Here is a 22424-nt window from a genome sequence, read left to right as displayed (position 1 = left end):
ATGTTCTGGTCCTGCCAGGGTCAGGCACGGCCGCCGAATGCTGTGAACGCTCCGGACACTGCCGTCGGGCACACCGATCTCTCAAGAAGGTCGCTCGTTCCCCGTTGGTTGAGCTCGGCCTGAGCTCGAACATGCGGCGGGGCAATATATATCAGCGGCAGCGAAATGTCGGGGCGCGTTGGCTGATCTCCGGCGGTTGTCCGGCGGAACGTGGTTAGTCTCGGAAAGATCCGTCCCTGCGGGGAGGTAGCGCCGCGGGAGAGTGGCCGATGCCACTCGGGGTACTCATCAACTGCCCTGAATCTGGACTGCCGCGTCCAGACATCAGGGTGCCGTCTTTCACCGGGAGGTCACTGTGCTGTCGGACAAGGCCCGGCCGATTGTCGAGGCCACGCTGCCGGTTGTCGGCGAACACATCGAGGAGATCGCGAACCGGTTCTACGCCCACATGTTCGCCGAGCACCCGGATTTACAGGACGGGATGTTCAACCGCGGGAACCAGGCTGAGGGCAGCCAGCCGAAGGCCCTGGCCGGGTCGGTGGCGGTGTTCGCCACTGCGTTGGTGAAGAGCCCGCAGCAGTTGCCGGAGCGGTTGCTAACCCGGATTGCGCACAAGCATGCGTCGCTGGGCATCCGCCCCGACCAGTATCAGATCGTGCGGGACAACCTGATGTGGGCGATCGGTGACGTGCTCGGTGACGCGGTCACCCCGGAGGTCGCAGCCGCGTGGGACGAAGTCTATTGGCTGATGGCGTACGCGCTGATCCATCAGGAGCGCGGCCTGTACAGCGCCCGCGGGGTCACCGCGGAACGGGTGTGGCGGCAGTGGGCGGTCTCCGAGAAGATCCGGGAAACCGACGACGTCACCGTGTTCGTGATGCGCCGGGTCGACGACCGGCCGGTGAAGACGTCGCTGCCCGGCCAGTACATCACCGTCAACGCGCTGATGCCGGACGGCGTGCGTCAGCCGCGCCAGTTCAGCCTGACCCGCGCCGACGACGGCGAGCACCGCTACTTCGCGGTCAAGCGGGTGCACGGCGGCGGGAAACCCGACGGGGAGGTGTCGACGTTCCTGCACGACCGGGTTCAGGTCGGCGACGAACTAACCATGAGCGTGCCGTACGGCGATGTCGTCCTCGACGACGGCGGCCGGCCGGTGGTCTTCGTCAGCGCCGGGATCGGGGTCACCCCGATGGCCGGGATGATCTCGCACCTGGTCGCGGCCGGTTCGCACCTGAACGTGACGCTGCTGCACGCCGACGCCAACGAAGCGTCGTTCCCGCTGCGGCAGCAGCTTGTCGGCGATCTCGCCCGGCTGCCCGGCTCGGCGTTACACGTCTGGTACGAGGACGGGAGCGGCAGTGAGCTTCCCGTCGCCGCCGCGCACGCCGGCATGATGGACCTGAGCGGGGTGGAGTTGCCGCAGAACGCGGTCTACTACCTGTGCGGGCCGATCGCTTTCATGCAGGCGATTCGTGGAGCGTTGCTCGAACGAGGTGTCGGTGTGCGTGACATTCAATACGAAGTGTTCGGCCCGGACTTGTGGCAGGCCGACACCGACTGACAGCTGAAAGCGACGTAGCCGCCCGCGGTGCGGGCGGCAACGTCTTCTGCTCGCTCAGGCGGTGGCGTCGTGATGCAGACCGCTGCCGACGCGGGCACGGACGGCGTCGACGGCGTCCCAGTCGGCACCGTCGAGCGTGGTCAACGCGGCCGGGAACACACCGTCCTGTTCCTTGAGGATGTGCGCCCGCAACTCCGACAGCACATCCATGAACGCAGCTGGCCGGTCCGGGTCGGCCGGCGTTGCGGTGGCGGCGGCGCCGAGAACGGCCTCGACGTGGCGGTGCTCGGTCCGCAACGCGTCCACCTGATCGGGGAAGTCGGGGGCCAGCAGAGGGAAAAGTCCCTCTTCCTCCACGGCAGTGTGCGGGCTGAGGATCTCGCTGATCCGGCGGGCCAGCACCGCCATGCCGTCGACGTCGCCAGCGGCGTGTGCCGTACGCACGTCACTCATCAGGGCAACGACCTCGTCGTGTTCACGGGTCAGGTCACCGATCGCGGTGACCTCCTGGCAGCCGCAGTACTCACACATGAACGACTTCCCCGCCTCGTGCGGTCTCGCGGCCGGCGCTGCGGGCGACCGACAGGATGTCGAGCAGCAGGGCGGCCAGGGCGACCACGGCGAGCAGGGCCAGGCCGAGGGCGTACGACTCGAAACTGCCGTAGATTGCTCCCATCACCAGCGGCGGCACGAACCCGCCGAGTCCGCCGGCCGCGCCGACGATGCCGGTGACCGAGCCGACCTGGTTGGCCGGAGCGACCTGTGCGACCAGGGCGAACGTGGCACCGCTGCCGGCACCGAGCGCGGCGGCCATGGAAAGGAACGCGATCGTGCCGACCGGTGCCAGGCCCGGGGTGAACGCTTGCACGGCCGCACCGACGAGGACCACGCCCAGGCTGGCGGCCAGCACCCGGCTTGGGGCGACCTTGTCGGACAGCCACCCGCCGACGGGGCGCATGATCACCGCGAGGACGACGAACCCGGCCATCCGGTTGGCGGCGTCGGCCTGGGCCAGCCCGTACGCGGTCTTCAGATAGGCGGGCAGGTAGACGGAGAACGCGACGTAGCCGCCGAACGCGACCGCATACAAGGCCGACGCCTGCCAGGTAATCCGCAGCCGTAGCGTCGCGCCAAGCCGGGCGGCGAGCGGGGCGGTCGGCACCGGCCGGTCCGGGGCGTCACGCATGACGAGCCAGGCGACGACCGCGTAGACGGCGAGCACCGCAGCGGTGATCAGAAACGGGGTCGCGGTGCTGCCGGCGTCGACCAGCTTGACGGTGGTCAGCGCGCTGATCGCGGTGCCACCCATGCCGGCACCGAACACACCGACGGCGAAGCCGCGCCGCTGCGGCGGGAACCAGGCGCTGACGAACGGGACACCGACCGCGAACGCGGTGCCGCCGATGCCGAGGAAGAACCCACCGATCAGCAGCGCTGCCAGGGAGCCGTGCCCGAGCAAGCCGAGGTACAGCACCGGCACGATGGTGGCGAGCGACACCAGCGGAAACATGAGCCGGCCACCGAACTTGTCAGTCAGCGCCCCGACCGGGATCCGGCCGACCGAGCCGACCACCACCGGTACGGCCACCAGCAACGCCTGCTGGAACGGGCTGAGATTCAGAGCGGCCGTGAACCGGACGGCGAGCGGGCTGAGCAGCGCCCATGCCCAGAAGTTCACCGCGAACCCGACCGTGGCCAGTGTCAGCATCAACCCCGGACGGCCGTTCGGGTGAGGGTCCCGTGTGAGGCGGGCCGACGAACTGCTCATGGAACTCTCCGCTGTTTCGACGTCGGTAAGCGACGGGCAGCCCGTGCCCATCGCTGCTGTCCACAGACCGGCCGCATCGCGAGGAACGGCCTGAAGGTCTGCCTCATCAGGTTCCCTGGGCGCAACCCGCGCGAACAGGGACTTTGGACCCGCCCTGCCGGGACCCCTACCGACCACGTCGAGGCGGTCCGTCACCGGTTGGACCGTGCACAAGACATGCAACCGGTTCGCACCGCGACCAAACCCGGCTTGCACTCAACCACCGGACAGTCTGTGACCATCCCTCGAAACGACAGGCGGATGGACGGTGCCATGGCGGTGATCCTGGTCGTCGACGACGACCCCGACATTTTGGATCTGATCGTGTTCGTTCTGCAGGGCGCCGACCATGAGGTTCTCGCCGCATCCGGGCCGACACCGGCGCTCGCCCACGCTGCCAGCCGCGACCTCGACCTGGTCATCACCGATTTCCATATGCCGGACATGACCGGCGCCGACCTGGTGCGACAACTACGGAAGAGCCCCAGCCGTAACGACGTTCCTGCCATCCTGGTCACCGCCGCCGCCACCAAGTCGACAGTCCCTGACGGCCTGTTCACCCGCTGGATCACAAAACCATTCGCTCCTCGGTCACTACGCGCCGAGGTCAACGACGTGCTGGCCACCACACCCAATCCCCGTCGACTCCGATGACCGGGCACACGGTTCTTGCTCTTGTGTTCACCGCGGGGTCACCAGGTGAGGTGGGGTAGCGGCCGACCGGTAGCACCATTTCCCCGTCGCGGCCACCTCAGCTTCGCCGGCGATCAGGAGGTACATCGCGGCGCGCTGGGAGAAGATGCCCGTATGAGGGCAGTGCGGGTCCAGCCGACTGGTATCGAGCGGACTTTCCGCGAGGATGAACTCATCGTCACTAAGACGGACCCGAGAGGTGTCATCACCTACTGCAACGACGTCTTCCTGCGCGTCGCGGCGCTGGCTGAGGCAAGAGCCGTCGGGCAGCCGCACAACATCATCCGGCATCCGGACATGCCGCGGGCGGTGTTCAAGTTGATGTGGGACACGCTCAAGCAGCGGCAGGAGATCTTCGCCTACGTCCTGAACCTGGCCGCGGACGGCGCCCACTACTGGGTCTTCGCACACATCACTCCGTCGTACGACGCGGACCGCAACGTTGTCGGCTATCACTCCAACCGGCGGCTGCCGTCGCGGGAGGCGGTCGGCGAGATCCACATCCTCTACCAGAAGATCCTGGAGCAGGAACGACGCCATTCTACGGGCGATGCGGCTGTCGCTGCCGGCTCACGGGCGCTGCAGGAGGCGCTCTCGGACGTAGGGCTGCAGTACGACGAGTTCGTCTGGGTGCTGACCAACCGGCACACGCACTGACCCGTCGTGCTGCTGTCGGCTACATCCGTCCGCACGGTTCAGGATCGGGTGATGACTGCCGCTGCCGGCAGCCGTGGGGTGGCCGAGGGCGCGATGCTGCTGCCCGCTGCGGCCAGCCGCAGCACCAGGAACGGGTGGCTGGTGAAGTTCAAGGCGGCGCGGATGCGGTCGCGGGTGGTGGCCACCTCGGCGACGATGCTCAGCGGCAGGACCGCGATCTGGGTGCTGGTCGCGGTCAGCCAGCCCGCGGACAGCGCTTCCCCGGCTCGCAGCCAGGTCTGCGGGAGATCGTCGGGTCCGTGCAGGACGGTGAACACCGCCGCCCGCTGCTGCGAGTCCGCGATGAGAGCGGCCCCGGCCCGGCGCAAGGCCCGGGCCGGCGCGGTCAGCAGGTAGGGATCCTCTGGCAGTGCAGTGGTGGGGATGCCGGTCCCGTCGGGACGGTTCCCACCGACCCAGCCTGCTACTTCCACCTGCCATTGCGGGTCGAGGGCTTCGACGTGGTGGGCGGCCTCGACCGCCTCCGCGAGCGTGACCAGTTGCCGCGGTGACAACGGGATGAGGCCGCATCCGTGGCTTTTGACCGCTTCCCGGATCCGCCGGACCAAGTCGAGATCGACCGGGGCGGCCGTAGCAGTACGGCGATCGGTTCTGCGGTGTGGCACCTGTTCTGCCAGCGCCACCGCATCCTGGTCGGCAAGCATGGTGCCAGTTACCCGCACCCGGGCCAGCAGGGTCGGATCGGCGGTGTCGGGTTGGCGCTGCACGGTCACGGCCTGTCCGTCGGCGGCGAGCCGGATCACGGCATGGTGCAGGGCTGCGCCGCAACTGAGGATGGCGAGCCGGGCGTCCGGGTCCGTGGCCGGCAGCACCCGTCGGGTGTCCAGCGACAGTTCGAGGGTGTTGTGATGGACGTGCCAGTGCCAAGGTTGGGTGTTGTGCAGCGACGGTGCCCGCGCGGCGAAGACGGCGGCGTTGGTCAGCATGCTGGACGGGTCCGGGATCATGTTCGTTGCCTTCCACGTCACGGGTTTGCAGGTCCTGACGGTTCTGGTCGAGCCGGCCTTCCCCGTTGCGACCACGTCTGGGTGAAAGCTCGTGCTGCCGCGTTGCTTGCGGGTTCGTTCCTCTGGCCGACGCTGTCGAGGCGGTTTGGCCGCTCACCTCCCCACGGGCCGACCGGTGATCCAGCACCGATCGTGGGCGCTCATAGCGGGTCACCGGATCGCTGATCGGCGGGTACCACCGCGACCGGGCACGGGGCCTTGTCAGCGACGGTCACGACGACATCGCCGGTGCGGACCCGGCCGAGCGGCCCGCGTCGTTTGTCGCCGACCACGAGCAGGGCAGCGCCTGCACCGGCCTGGATCAGAGCGGCGGCGACATTGCCGTGCAACACCGTTGAGACGACGGGCACATCCGGGTAGGTGCGTTGCCGAGCAACGACATCGTCGGCCAGGCGCTGTACGGCTGCCTCCGGCTGCCGCTCGCGGTGGGTGAGAACATGAACCGCGGCGAGCGGCAGCCGATGCTCTTGCGCGAAAGCGAAGGCGAAGTCGACTGCGGCGCCACCGGCGGCACTGGCATCGACGCCGACGACCACCATGCCGGCGAACGATTCCTGCGGTTGTGGCGTTGTGTTGCGCACGATGACAGTCGGGCAGTGTGCACCGCGCAGGACCCGGCGGGAGGTCCTGCCGCCAGCGCCGACGACCAGCAGGTCAGCCCCCGATGATGCCTCGACGAGCCGTGACGAGGCGTCTCCCGAACGAATGGTCAGCCCAACCCGCCGACCGCCCAGTTTCCGGCGGCTGGCCGTGACAGCGCGAGCCAGCCCTGGATCCGTCAGTTCCACCTCAGCAGCCGTCGGTTCACCGTCACCGCGGTCCAGCATTGATCCCGGCGGGCAGACGTGCACCAACACCAGCCGGCCCCCGGACTGATGGCCCTGCTCGACGGCCCACGCCAGGGCATTCCATCCGCCGGCTCCTCCGACACCAACCGCAACTGAGCGACGCATCCTGCTCGCCCTCCTCGTTCGGAAACCGCAACCGGCGCCACCTCGGGTCTCAGCAAAGGGACCTTCCGGCGAACACCAGCGGTGACGTCCTTCACAGCTCACAGTGACCGCGCGGGGCGGTACTTGTTCAGGGCCGAAAGTCCCTCGGCGGCGCAACACGGCCGCCATTCACCGATATGGCGTACCGCACGGCCGACCCACCGGCATGCCGCGCACGCGCTCTGATCGGCGGCCTTCAAGGACTCGCTGGCCAGCCCTGCCCGATGCATCCGCCAAGGGGACGGTGAAGCGGTCACTGACTCCGGCGTGAGGGGATCGGCGTGCGCCCGCTGCGCCGCTGTATTCCTACTTGGGCAACGACTGCGGCGAAGGTGGTTCACGACGGCCGTGGCCTCGGCGACCTCCGTGGCCGCGACCCCGGAGTGACAATCTCGGACAGCCGGCCCAGGGGCCATCGACTCGCCATGGCCAGCGGCCCGCCGCCTGCCGTACACAGGACGGCAAATCATCGGACACTCGCCTCGCCCGGCGTGTCACTCACAAGATCTCGGCGCTGCACAGCCTGAGCTGCGAACACGACCGCACGGCACTGGCCACGGAATCGTCCTTTCGCTGCGAGCCACCGTGCGCGTCAATAGCATTCGATCGAGGTGCCATCGCAACGAGAGGACCACATCTGTGACCGCCGTTTCGGACAACCGGGCCACCCGGATCGACCATGAAGAAGTCGTGCGGCGGCTCGCCGCACCGGACGACGCCGAAGTCGCCGGCCTCGATGCCTGGTGGCGGGCCAACAACTATCTGACGATCGGTCAGATCTATCTGCAGGGCAATCCGCTGCTGCGGGAGCCGCTCAAGAACGAGCACATCAAGCCACGCCTGCTCGGGCACTGGGGCACCAGCCCCGGCCTGTCCTTCATCTACGCCCACGTGTCGCGCCTGATCAAGCAGACCGGCCAGCAGGCCATCTATCTGGCCGGTCCGGGGCACGGCGGCCCCGCCCTGGTCGCCGCCGGTTACCTGGAGGGCACCTACTCCGAGGTCTACCCCAAGGTGAGCCTCGACGAGGGCGGCATGCTGCGGCTGTTCCGGCAGTTCTCCAGCCCCGGCGGCATCCCCAGCCACGTCTCGGTGACCACCCCCGGCTCCATCCACGAGGGCGGCGAGCTCGGCTACGCGCTGGTGCACGCCTTCGGCGCGGTGATGGACAACCCGGACCTGCTCGCCATCGCGGTGGTCGGTGACGGCGAGGCCGAAACCGGGCCCCTGGAGGGTTCCTGGAAGGGCATCTCCTTCCTGAACCCGGCGCACGACGGCGCGGTCCTGCCGATCCTTCACCTCAACGGCGCGAAGATCGCCGGCCCGACGGTGCTGGCCCGCAAAGACCCGGCCGAGGTGCGCAAGCTCCTCGAGGGCCACGGGTACGAGGTGCTCGAGGTTGAGGGAGCCGACCTACCGGGGATGCACCACCGGTTCGCGGCGGTGCTCGCCGAAGCCTGGGACAAGATCCAGAAGATTCAGGACGCTGCCCGTGGCGGGGCGTGGGACGGCCAGCGGCCGCGCTGGCCGCTGATCGTCATGCGTACGCCGAAAGGCTGGACCGGGCCGGAGAAGATCGACGGCATCACGGTGACCGGCACGTGGCGCTCGCACCAGGTGCCGCTGTCCGGGGTGAAAGGCAACGAGGATCACCTGCGTGAGCTCGAGAAGTGGCTGCGCTCGTACCGGCCGGAGGAGCTGTTCGACGCCACCGGGGCCCCGGTCGAGCAGGTCCGCGCTCTTGCGCCGGACGGGGATCTGCGGATGAGCGCGTCCCCGCACGCCAACGGCGGCCTGCTCACTCGCGACCTGGACATGCCCGACTTCCGGGACTACGCCATCGGCGTGGACAAGCCGGCGTGCGGCAGGGCGGAGTCGACCCGCAAGCTGGGCGAGCTGATGCGTGACATCTACACCCGCAACCCGGACCGGTTCCGGCTGTTCTGCCCGGACGAGACCAACAGCAACCGGCTCGGCGCGGTCTTCGAGGTCTCCGACCGCGGCTTCATGGAATCGGTCACCGACGACGACGTGAAGCTGAGCCGTAACGGGCGGGTCATGGAGGTGCTCTCCGAGCACAACTGCCACGGCTGGCTGGAGGGCTACAACCTGACCGGCCGGCACGGCATGTTCGCCACCTACGAGGCGTTCGCCATGGTCAGCGCCTCGCAGACAGTCCAGCACGGCAAATGGCTGCAGGAGGCCTCGCATCTGTCCTGGCGGGCCAAGGTGCCGAGCCTGAACATCCTGCTCACCTCGACCGCCTGGCGCAACGACCACAACGGGTTCTCGCACCAGGGTCCCGGCCTGATCCAGGTGGTGCTCACCCAGCGCGGCGACGTCGCCCGGGTCTACCTGCCGCCGGACGCGAACACCCTGCTCTCGGTGGCCGACCACTGCTTCCGGTCGAAGTCGTACATCAACCTGATCGTGATCGACAAGCAGCCGCAGCTGCAGTGGCTCGACATGGACCAGGCGATCGAGCATTGCAAGAAGGGCGCGGGCATCTGGGAGTGGGCCGGCACCGACGACGGCAGCAGCGACCCGGACATCGTGCTGGCCTGCGCCGGTGACGTGGTGACGATGGAAACCGTGGCGGCCGCCCGAATCCTGATGGAGAAGCTGCCGCAGCTCAAGGTGCGGGTGGTCAACGTGGTCAACCTGATGACCCTGCCGCGGCCGAAGGACCACCCGCACGGCATGAGCGAGACCATGTTCCGGGAACTGTTCACCGACCACGTGGATGTCGTGTTCTCGTTCCACGGCTACCCGGGCGCCATCCACCAGCTGGTGCACGGCCGGCCGGACGCCGACCGGTTCCGGGTGCGCGGCTTCATCGAGCAGGGCACCACCACCACACCGTTCGACATGACGGTGCGCAACCGGGCGTCCCGCTACCACCTGGTGATGGACGCGATCAACAACGCCAAGCGGCTGCCGACCGGCGCTACCGACCTCAAGGCCTGGTGCGAGGCGCAACTGGCCAAGCACGAACGGTACGTCGTCGAGCACCTCGAGGACATGCCGGAGGTCCGGGACTGGTCCCTCGGCGACTGGGCCCAGCACTGACCGACGAAGACGGGCAGGTCCGGCGCCGAGGTTGGCACGGACCCGCCCGTGTCGTTCCCTGGGGCGCACTGTCAGATAGACCGCATAGTCCACGGGTGACGCGCCAGTCTTCTACGCGCGGCCCGCGGCTGCGGGCACCGCGCTCGCTATGGCGTCCGCTGGAGACGGTGATCCGTTCGTCGGCCAGCTGGGAGTGGACGGTGAACCACGTCGCGGCACCGGCGCCGGCATGACGACGCCGGCAAGCCGAGGATCATGGACCTGACGGTGAACCGTGTGGGGCCCTGCACCCGGATCGCTCCCTGGAGATGCGGCCGGTGACAACTGGTAACCGCGACTGTGAACGGCATGACTGCGCCATCGCCTGTTGTTGACCTCGCCGCTCTCGGGGTCGTGCCGGGTTACGTCGATGCCTTCGGCGTCGAGCGGACGCTAGCCGACTCGACCCGCCGCGCCCTCGCCGATAGGTTTCTGCGTAGCAGCATGCTCGCGACGGAGCCGATCGTGGCCACTCCTGGACGGCACCACCCCCGGTTGTACGGGCAGTTGCAGTACGAGGACGGTACGACAAGTCGGGTCTGCGGTGTCGTAGACCGGGTCGGCTACCACACGCTGACTGCTGACGACGGAACGGTGCATCAGGTGCTGGCCGCCGAGGAATACCTGCCGCAGCCGCCACGAACCTCTGGACTCGCGGTGCAGCTGTACGCCGCTCGCAGCCGTGACTCGTGGGGAATCGGCGACTTCCGTGATCTGGCCTTCATCGCCCGGTCAGTCGCGGCGCGCGGGGCGGGGGTGCTACTGGTCAGCCCGGTGCACGCAATGGCCCCCATTTGCCCCGCCCCGAACTCCCCGTACAGCCCGGCCAGCCGGCAGTGGCTCAACGTGTTGCACATCGCGCCCGGCGACGCTCCCGGCGCCGAACGCGTCAACCTGTCCGACCTGGCTGCGCAAGGCCGATCGCTCAACGCCAACCGACGAATCGACCGGGATGCTGTCTCCCGGCTCAAAGGGGAGGCGTTGGAGCGGATCTGGGCGGCTGTCCGTGATGAGGAGCCGGTTGAGTTCCGCGACTGGGCCACAGGTCATGGTGACGATCTGAGCTCGTTCGCGACCTGGACGGTGCTGGCGGAAACGTACGGCGGCGACTGGCGAGGTTGGCCCACCGAGTTCGCCCACCCGCTCGCACCGGCGGTAGCCGCGTTCGCCGCGCAGCACGCCGACCGGGTGCGCTTCCACATGTGGTGCCAGTGGGTCGCCGACCGGCAGTTGGCGGTAGCCTGCCGCAGCGGGGCCACCATCTGCCTGGACGCCGCCGTCGGCTTCGACTTCGGCTCCGCCGACGCCTGGCTGCACCAGGATCTGCTGGCCCTCAACTTCGAGGTGGGCTGCCCCGCTGACCCCTGGAACCGGGAGGGCCAGCGCTGGACCCTGCCGCCATTCGACCCGCACGCCCTGGCCGCTGCCGGATTCGCTCCGTTTCGCAACCTGGTCCGCTCGGCACTGCGGCACGCCGGCGCCCTGCGCATCGACCACGTCATGCAGCTGTGGCAACTATTCTGGATCCCGGTCGGTGGCCGGATCACAGACGGCGCCTACGTGCGCTACCCGGTCGACGCACTGCTCGCGGTACTTCGCATCGAGGCCGGCCGCGCGGGAGCATGGATCGTCGGTGAGGACATCGGCACGGTCGCCGACGGCATCCGAGAGACCATGGCCGCAATCGGCATGCTCGGCTACCGTACCGAGATCGCCGGACGCTGCGCCGGGAATCCGGAGAACACCGTCGGCACAACCGGCACCCACGACCAGGCCACCATCACCGGCATCCTGACGGGTTCCGACCAACGTGACATGGCCCGCATCGGTAAAGCCTTCGACGCCACTGACATCGAACAAACGCGAGACCAACTACGCTGCCAGGCCGGCATCGAGGCGTCACAGCCGATCGGCACCAACCAAATACGTGCGGCGATCCTCGCCCAGTACCGGCAACTGGCGGCCTGCCCATCCCGCGTCGTGCTTGCCACGCTGGATGATGCCGCCGGAGTCACCGAGCGGCCCAACATGCCGGGCACTATCGACGACTACCCGAACTGGCGCATCGGCCTGCCCGCACCGGTCGAGGACCTGCTGAATGCACCGTTGGCCAACGACGTGATCGCCGCCATCAGCCGTCGGTAGCCGCCTGACACATCCGATCAGTCCTCGCGGGCAACCGTCACGGCGGCGACGCGCCACACGCGGGCGGCGTAGTCCGCCACCGTGCGGTCGGAGCTGAAAAAGCCGCTGCGGGCGGTGTTGAGGATCGACATGCGGGTCCAGCGGTCCCGGTCATGCCATGCCTGTTCGACCTGTTCTTGAGCGTCGAGGTAGGAACGGAAGTCGGCGAGGGTTAGGTATTCGTCCCAGCCGAGCAGGGAGCCGGCGACCCGCTGGCCGACGTCGCCGAAGGCGCCCGAGCCGAGGGCGTCGAGGGCGGCGCGCAACTCGTCGTCCTGTTCGTAGAAGGCGCGTGGGTGGTAGCCGTTGATTCGGGCCTGGGCTGCCTCGTAGGCGTCCAGCCCGAAGAGGAAGAAGTTCTCGTCGCCGACCCGGGCGCGGATCTCGATGTTGGCGCCGTCCAGGGTGCCGATGGTGAGCGCGCCGTTGAGCGCGAGCTTCATGTTGCCGGTGCCGGACGCCTCCTTGCCAGCGAGCGAGATCTGCTCGGACAGGTCGGTCGCCGGGATGATCTTTTCCGCCAGGGTGACGTTGTAGTTCGAGGGGAAGACCACCTTGAGGTACGGCGAGACCACCGGGTCCGCCTCGATCCGGGCCGCGATCGTCGCGATGAGCCGGATGATGTCCTTCGCCGCGTGGTAAGCAGGGGCCGCCTTGCCTGCGAACAGAATCGTGCGCGGCACAAAGTCACCGCCCGGGTTGTCTCGGATCCGGTGGTAGAGAGAGATGACGTGGAGCAGCTTGAGCTGCTGCCGCTTGTATTCGTGGAACCGCTTGATCATCACGTCGGTGAGCGAGTCGGGATCACCGACTGCCAGGTGCGCCTTGTTGGCACGTTTGATCGCCGCCCATCGGTCCAGGAACCGGGCGTCTCCGGCCAGCGGTTCCAGGCCTGCGAGCTGTTCCAGGTCGCGAATCCAGCCGTCACCGCCGAGACCCTCGGTGATCAGGTCGGACAGGCGCGGGTTGGCCAGCTTCACGAACCGGCGCGGCGAAACGCCGTTGGTGACGTTCTGGAACTTGCCCGGCCACAACTCGGCGAAGTCGTCGAGCACCGTCTCGCGCAGCAGTTTCGAGTGCAGCTCGGCGACCCCGTTGACGGCCTCGGTGCCGACCACCGCGAGATGCGCCATCCGGACCATCCGCGGCTCCTCGCCGATGATCGACATCCGCCGGAGCCGGTCGGTGTCACCGGGGAACCGGGCCTCGACCTCGCGCAGGAACAGCATGTTGATCAGGTAGATGATCTCCAGGTGGCGGGGGAGCAGCCGCTCGAACATGTGTACCGGCCACGTTTCGAGGGCCTCCGGCAGCAGGGTGTGACAGGTGTACGCGAACGTCTTCCGGGTGATCTCCCAGGCCCGGTCCCACTCCACCTCGTACTCGTCGACGAGCAGCCGCATCAGCTCGGGGATCGCGATCGTCGGGTGCGTGTCGTTGAGCTGGATCACCGTCTTCCCGGCGAACTCGTCCCAGCCCTCGTTACGCAGCCGGAACCGCCGGATGATGTCCCGCAGCGAACACGACACCAGAAAGTACTGCTGCTTGAGCCGCAGCTCCCGGCCCAGCTCGGTGCTGTCGTCGGGGTAGAGGACCTTGCTGATGTTCTCGGCCCGGACCGCCTCTTGAACGGCCTCGGCGTACTGCCCGGCGGAGAAACGGGACAGGTCGAACGACGCCTCGCTGGCCTTGGCGCTCCACAGCCGGACGATGTTGACGGTCTCGGTGCCGTACCCGGGGACCAGCATGTGGCTGGGCTCGCCGAGCACGATCTCAGCGGGCACCCACACCTTGCGGGTCGTTGATCCGGGAACCGGCTCGGTGTGTCCGTAGAAGCCGACGGTCTGCCTGTCGTCCGGGGCTGGGAACTCCCACGGATTACCCTGGAACGCCCAGTCGTCGGGCAGCTCGGTCTGCCCGTTCTCGGTGATGACCTGACGGAAGATCCCGAGGTCGTAGCGGATGCCGTAGCCGACGGCCGGGATGTCACGGGTGGCCATCGAGTCGACCAGGCAGGCCGCGAGCCGGCCCAGGCCGCCGTTGCCGAGACCCGGCTCGACATCCAGGTCCTCCAAATCCTCCAGACTGAAGCCGAGGGCCTTGACCGCCTCGGCGGCGATCTCGCCAGTGCCGGAGTAGAGCAGGTTCTGCTCGAGCTGCGCGCCGAGCAGGTATTCCGCAGAGAGGTAGTAGACCCAGCGGGGGTTGCTGGCGAACTGCGCGGCGGCGGTCCGCGCCCGCCGTTCGGCGAGCCGGTCGCGCACGGTCTGGGACAGCGTCTCGTACGCGTCCCGTGCGCTCGCCGACTCGACGGTCGTGCCGCGCCGGTAGTAGAGGTTGCTCAACAGGTCCTGCTGGAACTCGTCGGCGGTCCTGCCCAGTTTGCGTAGCCCGATGCCGTGTCGAAGATCCATGCCGCCATTGTGACCTTCCAAGGTTGCTGGCGATTGACGTTCACGAGGAGCAGTGCCATCGTCCCGGTAGGTCAACTCAGCAACCCAAGTCGCGGACAGCTCGGCCGGTGTTGGTGAAAGACCCGGCGAGCAGCACTCCGTGGGTAGGGTCATCAGTGACGGCGACGTGCTGGAAGTTCGGCCGAACCCCTCGCGGTGACGCCCCGAGTCTGCTGTGGCGTTCTCGAAGTCAAGGGCGCGGCGGCCGGACACCCCATGAGCCGGCCGTCCCTACGGTCGGCATGCAGACCCCTCCGCCGGTCGCAGAATCCGGCGGACCGAAACGAGGAGACCACCTGTGACCATCCGGGTTGGCATCAACGGCTTCGGCCGTATCGGTCGTAACTTCTTCCGGGCGGTTCTCGCTTCCGGGGCCGACATCCAGATCGTCGGCGTGAACGACCTGACCGACAACGCCACGCTGGCTCACCTGCTGAAGTACGACAGCATCCTGGGCCGCCTCGGCCACGAGGTGAAGGCGACCGCCGACGAGATCACCGTCGGTGGCAACACGTTCAAGGCGTTCGCCGAGCGCGACCCGAACAACCTCCCGTGGGGTGACCTGGGCGCCGACGTGGTGATCGAGTCGACCGGCTTCTTCACCGACGCCTCGAAGGCCAAGGCGCACATCGACAAGGGCGCCAAGAAGGTCATCATCTCGGCTCCGGCCAAGAACGAGGACATCACGATCGTGATGGGCGTCAACGACAACCTGTACGACGCCGCGCAGCACACGATCATCTCGAACGCTTCCTGCACCACCAACTGCCTCGCCCCGATGGCGAAGGTCCTGAACGACAGCATCGGGATCGAAAAGGGTCTGATGACCACGATCCACGCGTACACCCAGGACCAGAACCTGCAGGACGGCCCGCACAGCGACCTGCGTCGCGCCCGCGCCGCCGCCCTGAACATCGTGCCGACCTCGACCGGCGCCGCGAAGGCCGTCAGCCTGGTGCTGCCGGAGCTGAAGGGCAAGCTGGACGGCTACGCGCTGCGGGTGCCGATCCCCACCGGCTCGGCCACCGACCTCACCTTCACCGCCGCTCGCGAGACGTCGGTCGAAGAGGTCAACGCCGCCATCAAGGCCGCCGCCGAGGGCGCGCTCAAGGGCATCCTGGTCTACACCGAGGACCCGATCGTGTCGGCCGACATCGTCACCGACCCGGCCTCCTGCATCTTCGACGCCGGCCTCACCAAGGTCATCGGTGGCAACCAGGTCAAGGTCGTCGGCTGGTACGACAACGAGTGGGGCTACTCGAACCGCCTCGTCGACCTGGTCAAGCTCGTCGGGGCCTGATCTGCCTTGAAGACTCTCGACGACCTGCTCGGCGAGGGTGTCTCGGGTCGGCGCGTCTTCGTGCGCGCCGACCTGAACGTCCCGTTCGACAAGGCAAACCCGGGTGTCATCAGCGACGACGGCCGCGCCCGCGCGGTCCTGCCGACGCTGATCGCCCTGCGTGACGCGGGCGCCCGCGTGATCGTGGCGTCCCACCTGGGCCGCCCGAAGGGCGCGCCGGATCCGAAGTACACCCTGCGCCCGGTCGCGACGCGGCTGGCCGAGCTGCTCGGGTCGTCGGTGGTCTTCGCTGACGACACCGTCGGCCCGGAAGCCACCCAGGTGGTCGCCGAGCTGCAGGACGGCCAGGTCCTGCTGCTGGAGAACCTGCGGTTCAACGAGGGCGAGACCTCGAAGGACGACGCGGTTCGCGGCGCGTTCGCCGACCAGCTCGCGGCGTTCGCCGACTTCTACGTGGACGACGCGTTCGGCGCGGTGCACCGCAAGCACGCCTCGGTGTACGACCTGCCGGCCCGCCTTCCGCACTACGCCGGTGGTCTCGTCCTCAAGGAGATCGAGGTCCTCAAGCGCGTGTCGGAGAGCCCGGAGCAGCCCTACGTCGTCGTGCTCGGCGGCTCGAAGGTCTCCGACAAGCTCGCGGTCATCCAGGCCCTGCTGCCGAAGGTGGACAAGCTGCTCGTCGGTGGCGGCATGTGCTTCACCTTCCTCAAGGCCCAGGGCCACGAGGTCGGCAAGTCGCTGCTCGAGGCCGAGATGATCGAGACCTGCCAGGAGCTGCTGAAGCAGGCCGAGGGCCGGATCGTGCTCCCGGTCGACGTGGTGGCCGCGACCGAGTTCTCGGCGGATGCGGACCATGTGACCGTGGACGCCTCCGAGATCCCGGCGGACCGGCTCGGCCTGGACATCGGCCCTCGCTCCACGGCGCTGTTCGCCGAGGCGATCGCGGGCGCCAAGACCGTGTTCTGGAACGGCCCGATGGGCGTCTTCGAGCTGGCGCCGTTCGCCGCGGGCACCCGCGGCGTGGCCGAGGCGATCACCAAGATCGACGGCTTCTCGGTCGTCGGCGGCGGTGACTCGGCCGCGGCGGTTCGAACTCTCGGCCTGGACGAGTCCGCGTTCGGCCACATCTCCACCGGCGGGGGCGCGTCCCTGGAGTACCTCGAAGGCAAGACGCTGCCGGGCGTCGCCGCACTGGAGAAGTGATGACGACCCGTAAGCCGATCATTGCCGGCAACTGGAAGATGAACCTCAACCACTTCGAGGCCAATCTGCTGGTCCAGAAGCTGGCCGCAAGCCTGACCCCCGCGCAGCTGGACGCCGTCGAGACGGTCGTGCTGCCGCCGTTCACCGACCTGCGCACCGTGCAGACCGCGGTGGACGGTGACAAGCTGGCCATCGCGTACGGCGCCCAGGACATCTCCCAGCACGCGTCCGGCGCGTACACCGGGAAGATTGCCGACTCGATGCCGGCGAAGCTGGCTGCAGCTCCGTGGTGCTCGGGCATTCCGACGCCGCCGGTGCCTCGGACCTGAAGGCCTGGCTCAAAACCAGCTCAAGACACAACACGTACGCGGTCGAGACCCTCAACGACATGTACTCAATGCGGCCGGGCGGCGAGCGCGCGGCGGGTCTCGTTCGCAATCTCGAGTTCCTCCTCGGTCGGGACCACGCACACAGCGATGGGTGACCCATCAACAGAGATGACAGGGGCGTCGGCCTCATTGCGGTTGCTATCAAGGAAAATGCCGAACGCCTCAAGGCCGGAGAGTGACTGGCTGCGGACAAGCGCTGAGTGCTCACCGATACCGGCGGTGAACGTGATCGCGTCCGCCCGCCCCAGGACGGCCAGGTATGCACCGACATACTCCTTGACTCGCCGGCAGTAGATGTCGAATGCGCGGCGGGCGGCCGGGTCATCAGCGTCCCGCCGCTGTTCGATCAGACGCATGTCGTTGTCACCGGTGAGGCCGAGTAGTCCGGATCGACGGGTGAGCAGCTCTTCGATCTGGTCGAGGGTGAGACCGGCAACGCGATGCAGATGGAAGATGACGCTCGGGTCGATGTCTCCGGTGCGGGTCCCCATGACCAGGCCGCTGAGCGGGGTGAGACCCATGGACGTGGCGACGCTGCGGCCGGCGTGGACTGCGGTGATGCTGGCGCCGTTGCCCAGGTGCAGGATGATCAAGTCAGTGTCCTCGACCGGTTTGCCGAGCAGGCGTGCAGTCGCACGGGAGACATAGGCATGGGATGTGCCGTGGAAGCCGTACCGTCGGATCCCCCACCGCTCGGCGATCTCGGTGTCGAGTGCCCACATGGCGGCCTCGGTCGGGATGGTGGAGTGGAACGCGGTGTCGAAGACGGCGACCTGGGGAACGGAGGGAAGCAGTTCGCGGCAGACCCGGATGCCGGTGACCGCGGCGGGGTTGTGCAGCGGCGCGAGCGGTATCAACTCGCTGATCGCGCTGATGACGTCGTCCGAAACGACCGTCGGCGCAGTGAATGTGACCCCGCCGTGCACTACCCGGTGACCGATTGCGGTCAGGCCGTTGAGGTCGACGGAGTCCATCAACTGCTGAAGAGCCTGGCGGTGGTCGGCAGGCCCGCCACCGGGTTCTCCGATCCGTTCAGTCAAGCCCTTCGCGGTGGCGGTATCGCCGTTGAACAGTTTGTACCGAACCGACGACGAGCCGCAGTTGAGTACCAGCACCCGGTCCATGCCGCCTCCGATCGATTCCTCCGCTCGCTTGCCTGGCGCGGCGTAGTCCCGAGCGCGGCGGCGCGGTGTTCGCACGGATATTGTCGCTCGTGTTCTCCGTGGTCGTGGCCGAAGTCCGCACCTTCCCGCAGTGCGACCCCTTGATCACTGCTCGGCCGGTGCACGGTCGGCGATCATGACCGTGCACCGGCCGATGCGATAGCACACTGAGTTAGAGACAGTCTTACGGATTCAGGCGATCGTCACGCGCAGCCCGCGGTCGGTGAAGTGTGCGGCGGCCGCAGTCAGCTGCTCGGTCGTGGGCGGCTCGGTGTCGGCCAGCGGGTAGCGCAGTCCGAGCTCCTTGTATTTGGCCACGCCGAGGCGGTGGTAGCCGAGGATGTCGACCTGCTCGACCACCCCGCCGTGTTCGACGCTGCCCCACCGGGCGGCCAGGTCGGCTACGCCTGCGATGTTGTCCGGGTCGTCGGTCAGGCCGGGAACCAGCACGAACCGGATTCGCATCTGGTTGCCGCGCTCGGCGAGGCGGTCGCCGAAGACGATGGTCGGGTGCAGGGCGACGCCGGTGACCTTCCGGTAGGTCTCCGGGTTGCTGGACTTGATGTCGAGCAGCACCAGGTCGGTGTCGTCGAGCAGCCGGTCGCTGGCGCGGACGCCGAGGAACCCGGCGGTGTCCAGGGCGGTGTGCATGCCCTCCTGCTTGCAGCGGCGCAGGTACGCCTCGACGAAATGGTTCTGCAGCAGCGGCTCGCCGCCGGAGACCGTCACTCCCCCACCGGACGCGGTGATGAACGCCTTGAAGGTGAGCATCTTGGCGACCAGGTCGTCGAGGGTGACGTGCTGGCCGTTACGGCCTTCCCAGGTGTCCGGGTTGTGGCAGTACAGGCAGCGCAGGTGGCAGCCGGCGAAGAAGGTCACGAACCGGGTGCCCGGACCGTCGGCCGCAGTCACGACATCCCACGAGTGCACCGACGCGACGAGTTCGCCTGGCGGGTGCGTCCCGACCGGGGTGATTCCCAGGTCGGGACGCTGGATCACGGTGCCGTTCACAGCGCGCCGTGGAAGGTGCGGGAGATGACGTCGGCCTGCTGTTCCTTGGTGAGCCGCACGAAGTTGACCGCGTAGCCGGAGACCCGGATGGTCAGCTGCGGGTAGTTCTCCGGGTGCGCCATCGCGTCTTCCAGGGTGGCCCGGTTCAGCACGTTGACGTTCATGTGGAAGCCGTCGACCGCGGTGTATCCGTCGAGCACCCCGACGAGGTTGCGGATCTGCTCGTGGCGGCTGTTGCCGAGACCGTTCGGGGTGACCGTGGTGGTCAGCGAGATGCCGTCCTGGGCGTGCTCGTACGGCAGTTTCGCCACCGACAGCGCCGCGGCGACCATGCCGTGCTTGTCGCGGCCGTTCATCGGGTTCGCGCCCGGCGCGAACGGCTCGCCGGCGCGCCGGCCGTCCGGGGTGTTGCCGGTGTGCTTGCCGTAGACGACGTTCGAGGTGATCGTCAGCACCGACTGGGTGTGCACCGCCTGCCGGTAGGTCGGGTGCTTGCGGATCTTCGCCATGAACGACTCGACCAGCCCGGCCGCGATCGTGTCGGCGCGGTCGTCGTTGTTGCCGTAGGTCGGGAACTCCCCGTCGACGGTGTAGTCGACGATCAGGCCACGCTCGTCACGGACCGGCCGTACGGTGGCGTGCTTGATCGCGGACAGCGAGTCGGTGGCGACCGACAGGCCGGCAATGCCGCAGGCCAGGGTGCGCAGGATGTCGGTGTCGTGCAGGGCCATCTCGATGCGCTCGTAGGCGTACTTGTCGTGCATGTAGTGGATGATGTTGAGCGCGTTGACGTAGGTGGCGGCCAGCCACTCCATCATCGTGTCGAACCGCTCGGCGACCTGCTCGTAGTCGAGGACGTCGCCTTCCAGCGGCGGCAGCTGCGGGCCGACCTGGGCGCCGGAGTTCTCGTCGCGGCCGCCGTTGATCGCGTACAGCAGGGTCTTGGCGAGGTTCACCCGGGCGCCGAAGAACTGCATCTGCTTGCCGACCGCCATCGCCGACACGCAGCAGGCGATCGCGGTGTCGTCGCCGAACCGGGGCCGCATCAGCTCGTCGGACTCGTACTGGATGGCGCTGGTGTCGATGGACACCTGGGCGCAGAAGCTCTTGAAGCCCTGCGGCAGCTGCGGTGACCAGAAGACGGTCAGGTTCGGCTCCGGCGCGGGGCCTAGGTTGTACAGGGTCTGCAGGTAGCGAAAGCTGGTCCGGGTGACCAGCGGCCGGCTGTCGGAGCCGATCCCGCCGATCGACTCGGTCACCCAGGTCGGGTCGCCGGAGAACAGCTCGTCGTACTCCGGGGTGCGCAGGAACCGTACGATCCGCAGCTTGATCACGAAGTCGTCGACGAGTTCCTGCGCCTGCTCCTCGGTGAGCCGGCCCTCGGCGATGTCGCGTTGCAGGTAGATGTCGATGAACGTGGAGGTGCGGCCCAGCGACATCGCGGCGCCGTTCTGCTCCTTCACCGCGGCCAGGTAGGCGAAGTACAGCCACTGGATGGCCTCACGGCCGGTGGTGGCCGGGCCGGAGATGTCGTAGCCGTACGAGGCCGCCATCTGCTTGAGCTCGGCCAGCGCCCGGATCTGCTCGGACAGCTCTTCGCGCCTGCGCACGGTGTCCTCGGTCATCGGCTGCGCCGCGCAGGCGTCCTTGTCGGCCTGCTTCGCGGCGATCAGGGCGTCGACGCCGTAGAGCGCGACCCGCCGGTAGTCGCCGATGATCCGGCCCCGGCCGTACGCGTCGGGCAGCCCGGTGATGAGGTGCGACTTGCGGGCGGCCAGGATGTCCGGGGTGTAGGCGTCGAACACACCAGCGTTGTGGGTCTTGCGGTACTTGGTGAAGATCTCCGCGACGGCCGGGTCGGGCGCGTAACCGTACGCCTTCAAGCCGCCCTCGACCATCCGCCAGCCACCGTTCGGGATGATCGCGCGGCGTAGCGGCGCGTCGGTCTGCAACCCGACGATCAGCTCGCTGTCCTGGTCGATGTAGCCCGGCTTGTGGCTGGTGATCGTCGACGGGGTGACCGCGTCGACGTCGTAGATGCCGCGCTCACGCTCGGCCGGAAACATCGCCGACAGCCTGTCCCAGATCCCCCGAGTCCGGGCGGTCGGCCCGGCCAGGAACGACGCGTCACCGGTGTACGGCTCGTAGTTGGCCTGAATGAAGTCACGCACGGCGATGCCGGCCCGCCATCCGTCACCGATGAACCCGCGCCACGGGTCCAGGCCGGCAACGGTGGTGCCGAGGACGGTTGCGCTCATGTCGTTCCCCCAGGTCGTGTGCTGACGGATTCGCCGTCTGCTCTTCGGTATGATCCAGCAGGATCTGAGCCCGGTGTGATGTACGCCGGTAGTACGGATGACCTCCTGGGTATTCAGGTTCCCCGACCAACGCTGCACCGAACAGGGCCTTTGTGCCCGCGGTAGTAGTGCGGACGCACCGGAGTGCCTAGCCAGTTGCGAGATGGCTTTCTTCTGCGGCAACGAGGCCACCGGCGGCGCCAGCGCACTCGGCACCAGCGTGCGCGAAGAGATCGGCGGCGTGGAAACCGTCGCCCAAGCGCTCGGCCCGGCACACGGCACTCTTGTCTCTCGCCGACCAGGCAGAGACCGCCGCGCTATTGCGGCCACCGCCCGTATCTATGACCCGGCGGGCGACCGCCCTGAACGGCAGAGCACTGGCCCGCACACTCGTAACAGGCGAATCACACCATAGCCGCTCAGCAGACGGCCAACCATCCGAAGGCCTCCGCCGTACCGGCGATCCGTTCGGCGAATCCCCGCCGCGCCGACGAGGGACTCATTATGCCGGTCGCTCAAGACAGATGAGTGCGGAA

The 22424-nt window shown here is 67.9% G+C and carries 15 protein-coding genes and 1 pseudogene; 8 read left to right on the top strand and 8 right to left on the bottom strand.

Annotated features, from left to right (window positions below; genetic code table 11):
• Positions 1–355: 355 nt before the first annotated feature.
• Positions 356–1564, top strand: coding sequence for a globin domain-containing protein (locus tag OHA21_RS44740; protein ID WP_328465887.1), 1209 nt, complete (start codon positions 356–358; stop codon positions 1562–1564).
• Positions 1565–1618: 54 nt separating this feature from the next.
• Here OHA21_RS44740 and OHA21_RS44735 read toward each other — a convergent pair whose 3' ends face one another.
• Positions 1619–2095 carry a hemerythrin domain-containing protein gene (locus OHA21_RS44735; protein WP_328465885.1) on the bottom strand — a complete coding sequence of 159 codons (477 nt, stop codon included), beginning with the start codon at positions 2093–2095 and terminating at the stop codon, positions 1619–1621.
• Positions 2088–3272: an MFS transporter gene (locus tag OHA21_RS44730; RefSeq protein WP_328478918.1), complete on the bottom strand. Its 1185-nt coding sequence runs from the start codon at positions 3270–3272 to the stop codon at positions 2088–2090. The genes OHA21_RS44735 and OHA21_RS44730 overlap by 8 nt, the downstream gene beginning before the upstream one ends.
• A 372-nt stretch (positions 3273–3644) precedes the next feature.
• Between OHA21_RS44730 and OHA21_RS44725 the strand changes: the two genes are divergently transcribed.
• Positions 3645–4025: a response regulator gene (locus OHA21_RS44725; RefSeq protein WP_328465883.1), complete on the top strand. Its 381-nt coding sequence runs from the start codon at positions 3645–3647 to the stop codon at positions 4023–4025.
• 153 nt (positions 4026–4178) lie between these two features.
• Entirely contained in the window at positions 4179–4721 is a 543-nt protein-coding gene (locus OHA21_RS44720) for a PAS domain-containing protein (RefSeq protein WP_328465881.1), read from the top strand.
• 38 nt (positions 4722–4759) lie between these two features.
• On the opposite strand, the gene OHA21_RS44715 is transcribed toward OHA21_RS44720, so the two are convergent.
• Both OHA21_RS44715 and OHA21_RS44710 read right to left on the bottom strand, forming a co-directional pair.
• Complete coding sequence (locus tag OHA21_RS44715; RefSeq protein ID WP_328465879.1) at positions 4760–5749, bottom strand: Acg family FMN-binding oxidoreductase; 990 nt, start codon at positions 5747–5749, stop codon at positions 4760–4762.
• 179 nt (positions 5750–5928) lie between these two features.
• On the bottom strand, positions 5929–6741 hold the full coding sequence (locus tag OHA21_RS44710; RefSeq protein ID WP_328465877.1) for a universal stress protein: 813 nt from the start codon (positions 6739–6741) through the stop codon (positions 5929–5931).
• 729 nt (positions 6742–7470) lie between these two features.
• Here OHA21_RS44710 and OHA21_RS44705 point away from each other — a divergent pair.
• Positions 7471–9849, top strand: a complete 2379-nt coding sequence (locus OHA21_RS44705; RefSeq protein WP_442875206.1) for a phosphoketolase family protein — start codon at positions 7471–7473, stop codon at positions 9847–9849.
• A 348-nt stretch (positions 9850–10197) separates the two neighbouring features.
• Positions 10198–12033 carry a 4-alpha-glucanotransferase gene (gene malQ, locus OHA21_RS44700; protein ID WP_328465873.1) on the top strand — a complete coding sequence of 612 codons (1836 nt, stop codon included), beginning with the start codon at positions 10198–10200 and terminating at the stop codon, positions 12031–12033.
• Between the two features lie 17 nt (positions 12034–12050).
• On the opposite strand, the gene OHA21_RS44695 is transcribed toward malQ, so the two are convergent.
• Entirely contained in the window at positions 12051–14486 is a 2436-nt protein-coding gene (locus tag OHA21_RS44695; RefSeq protein WP_328465871.1) for a glycogen/starch/alpha-glucan phosphorylase, read from the bottom strand.
• A 337-nt stretch (positions 14487–14823) separates the two neighbouring features.
• Here OHA21_RS44695 and gap point away from each other — a divergent pair, with 337 nt between their 5' ends.
• The 3 genes and pseudogenes from gap to OHA21_RS44680 all read left to right on the top strand — a co-directional run.
• Positions 14824–15825, top strand: coding sequence for a type I glyceraldehyde-3-phosphate dehydrogenase (gap, locus tag OHA21_RS44690; protein ID WP_328465869.1), 1002 nt, complete (start codon positions 14824–14826; stop codon positions 15823–15825).
• 6 nt (positions 15826–15831) lie between these two features.
• Entirely contained in the window at positions 15832–17028 is a 1197-nt protein-coding gene (locus tag OHA21_RS44685; RefSeq protein WP_328465867.1) for a phosphoglycerate kinase, read from the top strand.
• Positions 17028–17335: pseudogene (locus tag OHA21_RS44680) on the top strand (triose-phosphate isomerase); the annotation flags it as partial. The gene OHA21_RS44685 and the pseudogene OHA21_RS44680, both read left to right, overlap by 1 nt.
• Positions 17336–17422: 87 nt before the next feature.
• Here the strand turns inward: OHA21_RS44680 and OHA21_RS44675 are convergent.
• The 3 genes from OHA21_RS44675 to pflB all read right to left on the bottom strand — a co-directional run bounded on the left by OHA21_RS44675 (position 17423) and on the right by pflB (position 21849).
• The gene (locus OHA21_RS44675; protein ID WP_328465865.1) at positions 17423–18541 is read right to left on the bottom strand and encodes an acetate/propionate family kinase; all 1119 of its coding nucleotides are present in this window, start codon (positions 18539–18541) and stop codon (positions 17423–17425) included.
• Positions 18542–18772: 231 nt separating this feature from the next.
• A complete protein-coding gene (gene pflA / locus OHA21_RS44670) occupies positions 18773–19579 on the bottom strand; it encodes a pyruvate formate-lyase-activating protein (protein ID WP_328465863.1) in 807 nt (268 codons plus the stop codon).
• Between the two features lie 8 nt (positions 19580–19587).
• Positions 19588–21849 (bottom strand): formate C-acetyltransferase, encoded by a 2262-nt coding sequence (gene pflB / locus OHA21_RS44665; RefSeq protein WP_328465861.1) that lies wholly within the window; start codon positions 21847–21849, stop codon positions 19588–19590.
• Between the last annotated feature and the right edge of the window lie 575 nt (positions 21850–22424).

It is taken from the genome of Actinoplanes sp. NBC_00393 (genome assembly GCF_036053395.1).
Lineage (GTDB): Bacteria > Actinomycetota > Actinomycetes > Mycobacteriales > Micromonosporaceae > Actinoplanes.
This window is presented reverse-complemented; position numbering and strand designations above follow the sequence as displayed.